The following is a 12,840-nucleotide window of genomic DNA, read 5'->3' as shown; positions in this document are numbered from 1 at the left end:
AGACCCGCGACTCTCAAAAAGGGGGCGGCATTGTACGAAGCAATGGGAAAACATCAATCAGTGAGCATTCGGCTTCTAAGTAAAAATAGAGCCGAACAAGTGGGATATTATCGGTTTTTGGAGGGACGGCAAAACTCGACTGCAACAAAATCCCTATCCTCCTCAATCCCTTGCTTGGGCTACTTGGATTATGCAAGGGCTTGGTGGTTGGTCTGGTTACAAGTCTCAGAAACCTCCCGGTATTACTACTTTGGTTCGCGGTCTTGAGCAATTTGAATCCACTTTTTTTGGCTGGAAACTCGCTCTGGGCAAACTTGTGTGTACACCGTAGCCTTGTAGGGGAGAGGTTTGGAGAGGGGTTTCAAGGATAAGTCGCACATCGCGTAACATAAGTATTAATTGTATGAAAAAATTGTCGGTGACAAAATGCCGCAAATCCGTTTTCTTCTACAGACTTTTACGATAAATTTAGATACATTAAGCCATTGGTGAGTTATGGAGCAAGCAATAAGCTAATCTTCATTCATTTTTCCAGACTGATTCGCTTGTAGTAAGGGCTTCAGCCCTGGTTTTATGCAACTTAAATGCTGATTAGCTTACTACCAGATATTCTCACTCTTGAAGAAGTCTCAGCATACCTAAGACTACCTACTCAAACAGTTGTGCATCAAACAATGATTGGGAATATTCCAGGTCGTAAAATTGAAAACGACTGGAGATTTTTAAAAGCGGCAATTGACGACTGGCTACGTTCAAAAAGTAGTAGGGCTGTTCTGCTTCAACAAGTAGGTGCTTTAGCTGATGATGATACTCTTGCAGATTTAAGAGCCAAAATTTACCAGGACAGGGAACGTTCTGAAGTCGATGCGGAGTCTGAGGCTTAATGTATTTGCTCGATACAGACACCCTCACTCATCTTTATGCTGGACAGCTAAATGTAATTGAGCGATTGAGGTCTGTGGCCTCTGATAATTCACATAAGTATTAATTATATAGGACAAAGATCCAAGTTTTGACTAGGATCTTTGTCCGATGCGGTAATTGGAGCGATCGCTCTATGATTTTTGTATTTACACTCTTACTGAAGACCTCATGAAAACTCTACTCTTTGCTACAGCCCTCGCTACCGCATCTGGATTGGTTTTTGGAACAATGGAAACTGCTTCTGCTTTAACCTGGAAGTGGAATTATTCTGGTAATGGAATAGACGCGATGGGTACTTTCACCACTAATGATACCCCTGACGATTTGGGTTTCTACCAGATTTTGGGAATTAGTGGTACACGCAATGGCGAAACAATTACTAGTCTGCAACCCGTAGGTACTCCAATACCAGGAAACGAACCTTTCAATGTAGATAATTTAATTAGTCTTAGTAGTCAGCAGTTGACGGGTGACGGTTTTGGTTATTCCACATCACAAGGAAACTATGCTAGTCCATTTTTTGCTAGTTTCTTACCAACACCCGGTTATTTAGAAATTTTTTCTGCGCCACCGTTCATCCCAGGTTTTCAAAATCTAGGAACAGAAGATAGTGAGTTACCTATTACTTTTGCTGCAACTATAGTTAGCGTCCCTGAACCCACCTCGATCCTTAGCCTACTCACCCTTGGCACTCTTGGCGCAACTTCTGTCTTTAAACGTAAGCAGTCATCCAAATTCACTGCCAAAAAGTTCAAAAAAGTTCTCTAAAACTATTTATAAAAATCATCATGACTCATTCACTTTCACCAAAGAGGCAGAGATAAAAGGAGTGGGGAGAAAAGGGGAAGGGTTACAATCCTATCCCCTTCATGAATAATATAAAGTGCGTAGGCGGAGCATCGTCGTAGACATCGCACTTTTCGATAGATAAAAAAAGCAAATTATGAATCATCAAGGTCTAATTCTTTGGCTGACAGGGTTAAGCGTGGCGGGTAAAACAACGATCGCCTCATCTGTTGCCCAAGAATTGCGATCGCGGGGTCGCCAAGTAGAATTACTTAATGGTGATTGTTAAGGGACTGTATGCCAAACATCCCAGAGGCTAAAGCCAATACAGAGGAAGTAAGACCAATACGCGGGCGCAAGCCTAAGATGTAGCTAAATCTATCTAAGAAACACCGCTACAAAAGCTTACTCATTACACTCAAGATTTTTGATTATGTAAATTTCATGCCAAAGTGCAAATTAACAGAGCGCGATAATATCAAATGATATGATAACAGCATGAAAGCGTGCAGACAAAACTCCTCATTTCTCCTCAAGAAATCACGTCTCTGTTAGTAGAAAAATCCCCGCATACTGTCATTATCGATACGCGGACTCCAGAAGAGTATGCTATTTCTCATATTCCTGAATCTATCAATATTAGAGATTTCTTTACCTATCTTTTAGAAAATTCCTCCCCCGCAGGATTAAAACAATTACAAGCATATTTTGCGGAAATTATGAGTCAGGTAGGAATATCTGGTGCGGAACGGTTAATTGTGTATGAAGATGCTTTTAATCAAGGTTACGGTCAATCTTGTAGAGCAGCTTTTTTACTAAAATATTTGGGTTGTCCTCATGTATCTGTGTTACATGGAGGCTATAAAGCCTGGCTAGCGGCAGAATTACCTACTACAAATGAAATCCCTGAACGTGAAAGCAGCATATTTAGATTGCATCCCCAGGCTGAGATGATGGTGACGACTATCGAAATGTTAGAGGCAATCAATAATCCAGCAATTATAAAATTGGATGTGCGAGATCGTCATGAATGGCAAGGACTCAGTTCTTCTCCCTACGGTACTGATTTTTGTCCGCGCAAGGGGAGAATCCCTAACGCTATATGGCTGGAATGGCATCGTTTGATGACTTCTGTATCGGGAATCCCGATGTTTCTCTCCAAAGCGGAGATTTTAGAAATTTGTCAATCTGTGGGTATTACTTCCGAGTCTGTTGTGTATGTATATTGCTTTAAAGGTTCTAGGGCTGCTAATACACTGATTGCTTTACAAGACGCTGGAATTAATGCCAAAAATTATTTTGGTTCTTGGAATGAATGGTCTCGTGATTTCTCATTACCGATTGATAGCACAGTGATTCGGTAGCCTATGAGGAAGAGCATAAAATATTGTTAGTCTTTGAGGTTTTATCAGCTATATTATCAAAAAGCGATATCACTCTTTGAAAACTACCGATTCATCATTTAAAGGGCGAACGATGGGAATTGAACCCACGAATGGTGGTACCACAAACCACTGCCTTAACCACTTGGCTACGCTCGCCATCGACATTTTTGATTATAGCACTGATTTGGTAAATTGATCAAGAAAATTTTCTATAGGAACGGACTTTATTGATTCCCAGTCTGGGGAATTTAACTGATATCTAGGGAGTTAACGCTAGAAAGTATGAAGTTATTCAATATTTTGGCATACATTGGTTCTATAGGATTCGCGGCTGTGTTGGGAGTAGCGATGGCAAACACAAATCCTAACCAACCTGCCTATGAGGATTATGCTGTGCAGAAACTGACATCGTACTTAAAAAAAGATGTCTGCAATTCAACAACAAAGCTCATAGAAAAGTTAATCAATACTAACTGTGACAAACTAGTTAGTTCTGCTAACCCCCAAATGCGGCAAATCCTCTCAGCCACGACCGAAAGGCAAGACTTAATTTTGTTTAGTGTGTATCGCACAGAATTCAAAGTGAATTCCTGGATACCTTCTTACAGATTTGAAACCGTAGGCGCGTTTAACAATTTTTATACTTACACCGCAGAGCAACAGTAGGATGGAAGGGGATAGGTGACAGGACAAGAAGCAAGAAGGAATTGGGAATAATCATTGATAAGCCCAGAAAAACGTCTTGTGATGAAAATATGTCCTAATATTGGCTGTTTATATTCTCAAAACCCCGATACAGCTACAGTTTGTCTCAAATGTGGTGAACAGCTTTTACTCAATCACCGTTATCATTTATTACGGCAGATTGGTCATGGTGGGTTTGGTATAACATTCTTGGCAGTGGATGAGCATCTTCCTTCCCAACCTAAATGTGTCATCAAACAATTTAATTTTCCGTCTCAATATGGTCACAACTTTCATCAAGCAGTGAAGTTATTTCGTCAGGAAGCGGTGCGCCTTGATGAGTTGCAACATCCCCAAATACCCAAACTGCTGGGTTACTTTGAACAAAAAAATCGCCTGTATTTAGTGGAATCATGGATTCCCGGACAGACACTCAAAGAGGAATTGCAAGAAAAGGGAGTCTTTAATGAATCCCAGATTGGGCAATTATTGAAAGACTTGTTACCAGTGCTGCAATTTATCCATGACAAGCAAATCATTCACAGGGACATCAAGCCAGCAAATATCATCCGCAGTTCCTCTCAGGGTGAATTAGTTTTAATTGATTTTGGTATTGCCAAACACATCACCGCTACAGCTTTACTACAAACAGGTACTACCATAGGCTCTCCAGAATACATTGCGCCTGAACAAACACGGGGAAAAGCACTACCAGCAAGTGACCTTTACAGTTTAGGTGTGACTTGCATTCATTTATTAACTGGGATTTCCCCCTTTGATTTATTTGATGTGACTTGCGATCGCTGGGTCTGGCGTGATTATCTATTATCAGGGAACACTATCAGCAAGCAACTAGGCGCAATTCTTGACCAATTATTGCAAAATGCCCTCTCCCAACGCTACAAATCGGCGACTGAAGTTTTGCAAGCGTTAAACTCCTGTCCCCGGAATGTTCGGCAACAGCCAGTTAATACGCTGTATTCTGAGGTTGGTGTTGATTATCACAAATTGCGTGATTTACTCGCTTTGAAACAATGGCAATTGGCAGACCAAGAAACTTGGATGGTGATGTGTCAGGCTTTATCAAAGCCAACAGGTAGTTATTTCTTTGTGGGTGATATTGCTAAGTTACCCTATGAGGATTTACAAATAATTGACCAGTTGTGGCTCAAGTACAGTCAAGGACGTTTTGGTTTTAGTGTACAGAAGCAAATCTACGAAAGCGTTGACTGTGATTATGTAAGGTTCTGTACGGCGGTTGGTTGGCATCTATATAACTCTAATTCTCCCCCCAGTTGGCAATTATTTATTGGGTCATTACCTCAAGGATATTTACCCTCGCGGGTGTGGGCTGGTGGGACTCAGTGGTGGCGACATATAGACGCTGTAGCAACAAGATTGGGGAGTTGAGGGGGGAATTTTAAACCCACGTTCGTGCAGCGTCCCGTAGGGAGAGGCGGGGAATTTACCGAGTGCAAAAGTGCTGTAAAGCCCTGTGGGCATAGCTGCGCTTAGAGCGGAAGCGGGGCGTTGAGCAGCATACTCTTTTTATTACTCAGCACTCAGCACTCAGCACTCAGCACTCAGCACTCACCACTCACCACTGAGTGCGGTCAATTGAGGAAGTAAAGCAGCGAAAGCTTTACCTCGATGACTAACTGATTTCTTTACTTCTAGCGTCATCTGGGCAAAAGTCAATTGCTTTTCCGGAACATAGAAAACCGGATCGTAGCCAAAACCACCATCACCACGCGGTGCATGAAGAATTTCGCCAGGACAAATACCTTCAGATTGAATAGCAATATTACCGTCCGGAGAAGCGATCGCAACTACACACACAAATTGAGCTTTGCGGTTTACTTCGCTACCTAATTCCCTAAGTAATCTGGCAATTCGATCTGAGTCGGATGTACCATAACGGGCAGAATATACACCTGGTGCGCCATTGAGGGCATCTACTTGTAAACCAGAATCATCTGCGATCGCCCAATTTCCTGTCGCTTTCGCTACTTCAGAGGCTTTCAGACAAGCATTTGCCGCAAAAGTATCACCGGTTTCTTCAATTTCTAATTCTTCCGGCTTGAGTTTTAATTCCCAGTCGGTATCTTTGAGGTAAGCTTGCATTTCCCGCAATTTACCAGGATTACTTGTAGCTACGATAAGTATAGTCATTAGTTCTGAGAAAATTCGTAATTTCTAATTCGTAGTTCATAATTACGAATTACGAATTACGAATTATTAATTAATCTTACTCTGCCCAGTGTTTTGCCCAAGCTAGGGTTTTATGTACTTCTTCTAAGCTGGAAGCTTCGCAGTAGAGGCGTAAAACTGGTTCTGTTCCACTGAATCTGATCATTAACCAGCTATGATCAGCGAGGCGGAATTTGTAGCCGTCGATGGTTTTACAGTCAATTACGGCTTTACCTGCAATTTCTGTTAATGGTTGAGTTTCCAGTTGTTGCACAAGACGCGCTCTTACTTCCATGCTGGCTAGGGGCAAATCAATGCGATCATAGGCTGAGGTAAAGCCTGTTTGCTGTTGTAAGTGGCGATAATAATCTCCTAAATCTTGCCCCGATTCTGCGATCGCCTCTAAGACATACAATGCTGATAATAGGGCATCTCTTTCTGGTATATGGCTACCATAACCAATCCCTCCCGATTCTTCCCCACCTAACAAAACTGGTGCGGCTAACATCCGGTCAGCAATGTATTTATACCCAACTGCTGTTTCAAATACTGAGAGGTTATGTAGTGCGGCTACCTTGGGAATCAAATCTGAACCACTAACGGTTTTGACGATTTCGCCTGTAAAGTTGCGTCTCTGGGTGAGGTGGTCGATTAATATGGGGATGAGAACTTGGGAACTTAAAAAGTTAGCGTTACCATCAACGGCGGCGATGCGATCGCAATCTCCATCAAATACCAACCCTACTGTTAAACCTGATTTATCAGTGTCTCGGTGAGTTTTGATAACATTAAATAGTGCAGACAGATATTTTGGTAAGGGTTCTGGCGCACCGCCACCAAATAGGGGGTCGCGGCTGCTATTGATTTCTTGGACACGTTCACCTAATAATCTGCCCAAACCGCTTGCGGCTGCACCGTGCATGACATCAGCAAATACGGTGAGTTTCCCAGAGGCGATCGCTTCTCGGAGTTTGGCGATATTAACTTTTTTTTCTAAACCTCGGGTATAACTCGGCCAAGGATCAAATATTTCTAACTTACCGGGGGTAGATGCTGGTGGTACAGCTACTGATAACTGTTCTTCTATATTTTTTGTAACTTCTGGTGATACTGAACCACCAAAATAACCTTTGACTTTTAATCCTAAATATGAACCTGGGTTATGGCTAGCTGTAATTACTAACGCACCTAAAGCGTTGAGTTGTTTTGCTGCCCAACTAAAAGCGGGGGTTGGAGCATAGCTTTCACTCAGCAGAACATCAAAGCCTATGGCTGTAACAGAATTGGCAACGGCACGGGCAAAGTCTTCTGCCATAAATCGGCGATCGTAACCCACAATAATAGTGCGGCTACCTACTTCCGAAAAATATGTATCATATAATACTTTTGCTGCAACTGGCGCGACCAAAGCTAGACGTTCAAAGGTGAATTCATCACCAATTACGCCCCTCCAGCCGTCTGTACCAAACTTGATGGGGCTAGCTATAACTGGCATTCAGGTATCCTCGGTAGTACACTTGAGGATTCTAGCATTTGTACAGTTGGCTCAGTAGCAAAAGAGGCGTAAGAAGGTGATAGGTGATAGGTGACAGGTGACAGGTGATAAGTGACAGGTGAATTTTAGATTTTAGATTTTATGTGCATGGGCGCGACAATTATGGCAAACATTAATTGGTGTGGAATCAATCAAACTAATTCCTGTAATTTCTCCTGTTCGCGTATGCAAAAAACAGCACAATAACATTAGACACCAAGGCATCAATTCCACAAATCTTGTGTAGCTGACTAAAGAAAGGAAATGCCTCACGCCATCCAGGAAGCACCTGCAAGGTATAAAATTCTTTAAAAGTTCTATAACCACTGCCATGAAAGGCGATGACTATTGTCATCACTTCTGATAGGTGCATTCTTGATTTACTGCGCCTTTCTCCTTTCGTTGATGGCAATTGTGGTACTTGCTTCCACAGATTTTCCCATTGGTTACAAAAATCATCTACGTCATAGAAAATTTCCGTGATGTCGAGGTGAGAGCCGAGACTCCTGATTTTTCTGATATATTTTTTAGTCTCGGTGTTTTTTTAGGTTGTTTTCACCTCTTCTCCATAACTCTTAGTTATTTTTCCTCTCTCATTGCTCAAATCCTCTCTGAGCAAGCTTTCTAACTCTCTATCGCCATCGAACTCACGTTATTTTAAAAACCAGGATGAGCAGCTTCTCAAATTCAGTGCTTTTACTGTGTTATTTATAAAAAGTTTATACTTAAAATATAAAATATTTAAATATTATTTAATCTGTCAATTCTTGTTTAACAGGCAAAATTTTGCGTAGGGAAACTAGCCATTAATTTAGGACTGACATTCTATGGAAGATTTAGTATTGATTGACCCAAGTATTTCTGGGACAATTCAGACAGGTAGTGAGTATATTGAAAAACAACTCCAACAAATTAGTCAGAAAATTTCAACCATAATTTATCAAATTGTTGCTGATAAACAAAGAGCTAATGCTTGTAGCTTTATTAGTCCAAATTGTGACAGTATCCTAGCAGTCAAATCATCCCAACTGCAAGGGGATATTCACAAATTAATTTCAATCATTCATCCAGAAGACCAAAAAAGTTTTCAGGACTCGCTGAATTTCGCCATCCATTCTTTACAGAACTGGCATTGGTCAGGACGGCTAACTTTACCTAATGGTGAATTTAAGTGGTTTCAAGCCATCTCTGAAATAGACCAGGCACTGACTGACAAGATTATTTTCAATGGTTTACTGATACCTATTACTAATCCCAAAGTTCATGATGTCAACAGTGCCGCCAATTTTCACTATCTTGTAGAAAATGCTAATGATATTATTTACTCCTTTGACACTCAAGGAATTATTACTTATTTATCTCCCCACTTTACTGAAGTTTTTGGTTATCCTACCTCAGATGTGATAGGAAACTCATTTTTTACTCTCATTCATCCCCATGATTTACGCAAGTGTTATAGCTTCCTCAATTGCCTTCTGAAAACTGGGGAGAAAAAGTTAGGACTAGAATTGAAATGCCAACTGAAGGATAAAAGTTTTTGTTGGTGTAAAACTAATATTTCACCTATTAAGAATCAAACTGGCAGTGTTGTAGCTTTCCAAGGAATTCTTCATGATATTAGTGAGTATAAACTCATGGAAAGCTCTCTGCAACAACAAACTAATATTTTGCAGATGATCCTTGACAAAATGAGTGAGGCAGTGGTTGTTGCTGATGAACAAGAGACGTTTCTCGTCTTTAACGCGGCGGCGAAACGAATCTTTGGAAATGGTGCCACTGAAACAAAAAGTCAGCAGTGGTCACAACAATATGGACTTTTTTTACCAGACCAAGTAACACCAATTGCTGGCCCAGACTTGCCATTGACACGGGCAGTTAGAGGAGAGACAGTAGACAATGTGGAAATTTTTGTGCGTCATGCTCAAGCACCGGACGGCTTATGGGTACTAGTTAGTGGCAGACCATTAATAGATGCTCGTGGAGTGCTACAAGGAGGAGTTGTTGTCTGTCGTGATATTACCGAGCGCAAATAAGCCGAAGCAGATTTGTTTCGCTTGGCGGCAATTGTAGAATCCTCAGAAGATGCCATTATCAGTAAAACTTTGAATGGAGTGATTGTTAGCTGGAATGCTGGGGCAGAAAAACTCTTTGGTTATCAGGCACAAGAACTAATCGGTCAACCTGTAACGCTGCTTGTTCCTGCGGAACGCATCGATGAGGAAGCCCAAATTTTGGAGAAATTGAAGCGCGGAGAACGGGTTGAACACTTTGAAACTTTGCGTCAACGCAAGGATGGGACGCTGATTAATATTTCTCTGACGATTTCTCCAGTCCTGGATACAACAGGCAGAATCATCGGTATTTCTAAAATTGCTCGTGATATTAGTAATCGCAAACAAGCTGAAGCCGCTTTGCTCAGGTCAGAAGCCCAGTTGCGCCAGCAAGCAACTGCTTTGAAAAATACCTTAGTCGAAATCAAGCGAATGCAGACTCAGCTAGTGCAAAATGAAAAAATGTCCTCTTTGGGGCAGTTAGTCGCTGGTGTAGCCCATGAAATTAATAATCCAGTCAACTTTATTCACGGCAACCTAGCCTATGTGCAGGAATACGTTGAGGATTTATTAGGATTTGTGCAGTTGTATCAGCAATATAACCCCAACCCTGCCCCTGAGATTCAAGCTGCTGCTGACGATATCGAGCTGGAGTTTTTGCAGGAGGATTTACCGAAAATGTTGGCTTCTATGAAGCTGGGAACGGAACGCATTCGCCAGATTGTGCTGTCGCTGCGTAACTTCTCTCGGATGGATGAAGCTGAATTCAAGGCGGTTGATATTCACGAAGGTATCAATAGCACCCTGCTGATTCTGCAACATCGGCTCAAAGCCAGACCCGAACGCCCAGAAATTCAGGTAATCAAAGACTATGCTGCACTACCACTCGTAGAATGTTATGCCGGACAGCTCAACCAAGTATTTATGAATATCTTGACTAATTCAATTGATGCGCTCGAAGATAGCAATGCCAATCGCACTTATGAGCAGATTCAGGAAAATCCAAATCAAATTACAATTCGGACATCAGTTATCGATACTGTATGGGTAGAAGTGGCTCTCAGGGATAACGGGGTCGGTATTCCTCAAGAGATTAAACACCGAATATTTGATCCCTTCTTCACCACCAAACCGGTTGGGAAAGGCACTGGAATGGGGATGTCCATTAGCTACCAAATCGTTACAGAAAAACATGGCGGCAAATTGGAGTGCTTCTCAAAACCCGGAGTAGGAACTGAGTTTATCATTCGGATTCCTCTCCAGCAACAAGTTCATCAAGCAGTTTAGCTGGATACTCGCGGTTGCCTACTAATTTTCAATGTCTACATGATTGTAAACCGCCGTAGATAAGCGCAGCAATTCTCATAATGAGAATTGCTGCGATAAGCGAGAAATCCTTGCTCTAGCTTTAATCGAAAACATCTGGAGAAAACATATCCCATAAGACTTGAAAATATGGCATTAAATGTTGAGATTGTTCAGGAATCAGCCGAGCTTGTATTTCTTGTCTTAGCAAATGTAGCATGAAGCGAATTAGTTCCCAATGTACTTTTAATGTGGGATAAAGCATCACACACAGGGGGAATAACTCTTGTTGAATAGCTGCAATGTTTCCCTCTAATGCACAGACCCACAAATATACTTGGAACATCTCTACATCTCTGATGCTAGAGATTTTGACTACTGAGTCACTCAAACGACCAGACAGACAATAGTAATTGGGATGAAGTTCAATTACCCTTTGACAAATCTTCTTAGCAATTTCTGTACTGATTGGTAATAGCTGCTGCACTGCTCCCAATGCAGGGGACTGATAATCATGATTTGCTGCTGCATCATACGCTCGTTGCAGTGGCATATATAAGTGGTCATCAATGACTTTAAAATATGCACTAACAAGTGCTTGCTCTACAGAATCTAATGGTTGTAAGAGCATTTGGCTAGTGTAATGAAACTGCATACTCACAAAGCCAATCACTCTAGGGTCAATACAAGTGTATTTTTTTCTCATCGCCCCGATATCTGCACTAATTACTCTAGCTAACTGGCTAGGAGCAACTTGTTCGGTAAACACTTCTAATGCCTGTTCACCAAATGAATTAGCTTCATATGCCGATTTCATTACTAGCGAAAGAGGCCGCAACGTAGCTTGTTGAGTATAGACATTTAAAGTTTTTTGGTAAATCATAAAAGAATCCCCTGCCACTTCCCAAGGATTAATTAAGTTGGCATCTATAGCGTGACGTTTGATTTCTGCCGATAACAGTGCCTCTGTTTTATTCCAAGCTTTAGCACTGATACTGCGTAAAGATTCCATGATCTTGTTAGCAGTTTTTTCTCGTCCTGCTCTTGAGACTATTTCTGATAAATCCAACTGCTCATCACTTTCTTGATGGCTGCTATCAACCTGGAGATTCTGTAAATACTTTTTAGCCCATTGTTGTGCTAAAGATTCAACTGAACTCTGATTTATGCTACCTATAACTGGTAGAGAGTCTTTCTCTAAAACTTTTAAATTTAGTGCCATTAATCTACTACTCAAATATTTGCAATAATCTTAATATCTAGAATAAACCTTTGAGTAAGCGATTGCCTGATGAGATTTACTGAAATTATCTAAAGTTAATTTAAATAGAGATGAAGACTGGTCAGTTATCGGTTCCTGAAAAAACAAAATATAACTACACTTAGATAGTTTAATTGTCTAGTCAGGCAAATTTATATATTTAAGGATAACGGAAATGCTCAATGATACTACCATTTAGCTTTTTTGTGAGCAAACAATATTGTTGAATTTGTAGATTTCCAGAAACAAGACATTTTACCCTGCAAGCCCAGTTAGTAGGATGTTCATTCCATTCCAAAATTATCCAAACTTCCCACAACCCATTTGCTAGTTTGTGTGTATTTAGTCCGAAATACTCTCCGGTTAAATATTGTTCAGTAGGAATACCCAATTGAGTTATTCGAGTTAAGCAGTGTTTTAATAATTTTTCTTTATTCATCAGTGTCATAGGGGCTTAGTGGTGCAGAAAACTTTCTGGAGTCTCAAGTTGAGAAAACCGTGACACGCGAGAACTCAATTCGCGTCTCGAACAGCGCGCGTTTTTTGAGGGAAGCAGAGGCAGATGGAGGACTCTTTGAGGTAAGGTGGCTAAACTGGGAATGGGAAGATGTTGATAACACAAGCGTTTAATCTCGCGTAATCCTAATTGCAAAAAACTCAATCCCCTTAGAGGGTGACAACCTACCTATAAAGGTTGCTGCATAAGAGATAGGGCATAGA

General features: G+C 41.1%; 13 protein-coding genes, 1 tRNA gene and 1 pseudogene. 9 read left to right on the top strand and 6 right to left on the bottom strand.

The genetic code is table 11. The annotated features are described in order from the left end of the window. Positions 1–127 precede the first annotated feature (127 nt). From ACM0OR_RS16415 to ACM0OR_RS16395, 5 genes and pseudogenes are all read left to right on the top strand, one after another. Positions 128–331, top strand: a pseudogene (locus ACM0OR_RS16415) (IS4 family transposase); the annotation flags it as partial. Positions 332–584: 253 nt separating this feature from the next. Then, entirely contained in the window at positions 585–884 is a 300-nt protein-coding gene (locus ACM0OR_RS16410; protein ID WP_414577424.1) for a helix-turn-helix domain-containing protein, read from the top strand. Between the two features lie 208 nt (positions 885–1,092). Continuing rightward, positions 1,093–1,692 carry a PEP-CTERM sorting domain-containing protein gene (locus ACM0OR_RS16405; protein ID WP_414577422.1) on the top strand — a complete coding sequence of 200 codons (600 nt, stop codon included), beginning with the start codon at positions 1,093–1,095 and terminating at the stop codon, positions 1,690–1,692. 175 nt (positions 1,693–1,867) lie between these two features. After that, complete coding sequence (locus ACM0OR_RS16400; protein ID WP_190698597.1) at positions 1,868–1,999, top strand: adenylyl-sulfate kinase; 132 nt, start codon at positions 1,868–1,870, stop codon at positions 1,997–1,999. A gap of 217 nt (positions 2,000–2,216) precedes the next feature. Beyond that, entirely contained in the window at positions 2,217–3,074 is an 858-nt protein-coding gene (locus tag ACM0OR_RS16395) for a sulfurtransferase (RefSeq protein WP_414577420.1), read from the top strand. A gap of 104 nt (positions 3,075–3,178) precedes the next feature. Here ACM0OR_RS16395 and ACM0OR_RS16390 read toward each other — a convergent pair. Continuing rightward, positions 3,179–3,251: transfer RNA gene (locus ACM0OR_RS16390), tRNA-His, on the bottom strand. Positions 3,252–3,377: 126 nt separating this feature from the next. Here ACM0OR_RS16390 and ACM0OR_RS16385 point away from each other — a divergent pair. Both ACM0OR_RS16385 and ACM0OR_RS16380 read left to right on the top strand, forming a co-directional pair. After that, the gene (locus ACM0OR_RS16385) at positions 3,378–3,761 is read left to right on the top strand and encodes a DUF4359 domain-containing protein (RefSeq protein WP_190698592.1); all 384 of its coding nucleotides are present in this window, start codon (positions 3,378–3,380) and stop codon (positions 3,759–3,761) included. Between the two features lie 81 nt (positions 3,762–3,842). Next, positions 3,843–5,189 (top strand): protein kinase domain-containing protein, encoded by a 1,347-nt coding sequence (locus tag ACM0OR_RS16380; RefSeq protein WP_414577481.1) that lies wholly within the window; start codon positions 3,843–3,845, stop codon positions 5,187–5,189. A 180-nt stretch (positions 5,190–5,369) separates the two neighbouring features. Here the strand turns inward: ACM0OR_RS16380 and rdgB are convergent, their stop codons facing one another. The 3 genes from rdgB to ACM0OR_RS16365 form a co-directional block, all read right to left on the bottom strand. Continuing rightward, a complete protein-coding gene (gene rdgB / locus ACM0OR_RS16375) occupies positions 5,370–5,951 on the bottom strand; it encodes an RdgB/HAM1 family non-canonical purine NTP pyrophosphatase (RefSeq protein ID WP_414577418.1) in 582 nt (193 codons plus the stop codon). A 76-nt stretch (positions 5,952–6,027) separates the two neighbouring features. Continuing rightward, on the bottom strand, positions 6,028–7,464 hold the full coding sequence (locus tag ACM0OR_RS16370; protein ID WP_414577416.1) for a phosphoglucomutase/phosphomannomutase family protein: 1,437 nt from the start codon (positions 7,462–7,464) through the stop codon (positions 6,028–6,030). Between the two features lie 132 nt (positions 7,465–7,596). Then, the gene (locus ACM0OR_RS16365) at positions 7,597–7,713 is read right to left on the bottom strand and encodes a transposase (protein WP_414577479.1); all 117 of its coding nucleotides are present in this window, start codon (positions 7,711–7,713) and stop codon (positions 7,597–7,599) included. Between the two features lie 617 nt (positions 7,714–8,330). On the opposite strand from ACM0OR_RS16365, the gene ACM0OR_RS16360 reads away from it, so the two are divergent. Continuing rightward, positions 8,331–9,536: a PAS domain-containing protein gene (locus ACM0OR_RS16360; RefSeq protein WP_414577414.1), complete on the top strand. Its 1,206-nt coding sequence runs from the start codon at positions 8,331–8,333 to the stop codon at positions 9,534–9,536. 12 nt (positions 9,537–9,548) lie between these two features. Next, positions 9,549–10,841 carry a sensor histidine kinase gene (locus ACM0OR_RS16355; protein ID WP_414577412.1) on the top strand — a complete coding sequence of 431 codons (1,293 nt, stop codon included), beginning with the start codon at positions 9,549–9,551 and terminating at the stop codon, positions 10,839–10,841. Between the two features lie 121 nt (positions 10,842–10,962). On the opposite strand, the gene ACM0OR_RS16350 is transcribed toward ACM0OR_RS16355, so the two are convergent. After that, complete coding sequence (locus tag ACM0OR_RS16350) at positions 10,963–12,081, bottom strand: hypothetical protein (RefSeq protein WP_414577411.1); 1,119 nt, start codon at positions 12,079–12,081, stop codon at positions 10,963–10,965. Positions 12,082–12,280: 199 nt separating this feature from the next. After that, positions 12,281–12,568, bottom strand: coding sequence for a hypothetical protein (locus ACM0OR_RS16345; protein WP_414577409.1), 288 nt, complete (start codon positions 12,566–12,568; stop codon positions 12,281–12,283). Positions 12,569–12,840: the final 272 nt, after the last annotated feature.

It is taken from the genome of Anabaena sp. CCY 9402-a (genome assembly GCF_963920945.1).
Lineage (GTDB): Bacteria > Cyanobacteriota > Cyanobacteriia > Cyanobacteriales > Nostocaceae > Trichormus > Trichormus minutissimus.
The sequence above is the reverse complement of the archived record's forward strand: the minus strand, read 5'-3'. Positions and strand labels throughout refer to the sequence as shown.

What these genes read in the sequence shown, in the direction of transcription:
- ACM0OR_RS16345 (WP_414577409.1), bottom strand. Translation starts at nt 12,568, where the DNA reads ATGACACTGATGAATAAAGAAAAATTATTAAAACACTGCTTAACTCGA.
- ACM0OR_RS16370 (WP_414577416.1), bottom strand. Translation starts at nt 7,464, where the DNA reads ATGCCAGTTATAGCTAGCCCCATCAAGTTTGGTACAGACGGCTGGAGG.
- rdgB (WP_414577418.1), bottom strand. Translation starts at nt 5,951, where the DNA reads ATGACTATACTTATCGTAGCTACAAGTAATCCTGGTAAATTGCGGGAA.
- ACM0OR_RS16350 (WP_414577411.1), bottom strand. Translation starts at nt 12,081, where the DNA reads ATGGCACTAAATTTAAAAGTTTTAGAGAAAGACTCTCTACCAGTTATA.
- ACM0OR_RS16365 (WP_414577479.1), bottom strand. Translation starts at nt 7,713, where the DNA reads ATGTTATTGTGCTGTTTTTTGCATACGCGAACAGGAGAAATTACAGGA.
- ACM0OR_RS16405 (WP_414577422.1), top strand. Translation starts at nt 1,093, where the DNA reads ATGAAAACTCTACTCTTTGCTACAGCCCTCGCTACCGCATCTGGATTG.
- ACM0OR_RS16400 (WP_190698597.1), top strand. Translation starts at nt 1,868, where the DNA reads ATGAATCATCAAGGTCTAATTCTTTGGCTGACAGGGTTAAGCGTGGCG.
- ACM0OR_RS16385 (WP_190698592.1), top strand. Translation starts at nt 3,378, where the DNA reads ATGAAGTTATTCAATATTTTGGCATACATTGGTTCTATAGGATTCGCG.
- ACM0OR_RS16360 (WP_414577414.1), top strand. Translation starts at nt 8,331, where the DNA reads ATGGAAGATTTAGTATTGATTGACCCAAGTATTTCTGGGACAATTCAG.
- ACM0OR_RS16410 (WP_414577424.1), top strand. Translation starts at nt 585, where the DNA reads ATGCTGATTAGCTTACTACCAGATATTCTCACTCTTGAAGAAGTCTCA.
- ACM0OR_RS16380 (WP_414577481.1), top strand. Translation starts at nt 3,843, where the DNA reads ATGAAAATATGTCCTAATATTGGCTGTTTATATTCTCAAAACCCCGAT.